This is a genomic window from Mesorhizobium sp. M2E.F.Ca.ET.219.01.1.1 (assembly GCF_004016445.2).
Taxonomy (GTDB): domain Bacteria; phylum Pseudomonadota; class Alphaproteobacteria; order Rhizobiales; family Rhizobiaceae; genus Mesorhizobium.
In genome coordinates, this window is sequence record NZ_SADT02000281.1 from 1 (window position 1) to 284 (window position 284).

Here is a 284-nt window from a genome sequence, read left to right on the forward strand (position 1 = left end):
CCCGCGCCACCAGCCGCAAGCTCGCCGACGGCGAACTGTTCCTGCTCGATTCCGGCGGCCAGTATCAGGACGGCACCACCGACATCACCCGGACCGTGCCGGTCGGCCAACCCACCGAGGAGATGCGCGAGCGCTTCACCCTGGTGCTGAAGGGCATGATCGGCATTTCCATGCTGCGCTTTCCCGCCGGCACGCGCGGCTCGGAAATCGACGCCGTGGCGCGCGTGGCGCTGTGGAAGCACGGCTGCGACTTCGCCCACGGCACCGGCCATGGCGTCGGCTCC

The 284-nt window shown here is 70.1% G+C and carries 1 protein-coding gene; it reads left to right on the top strand.

The genetic code is table 11. The annotated features are described in order from the left end of the window. On the top strand, positions 1-284 hold a 284-nt coding region (locus tag EN862_RS35830; RefSeq protein ID WP_135913354.1), incomplete at both ends, for a M24 family metallopeptidase.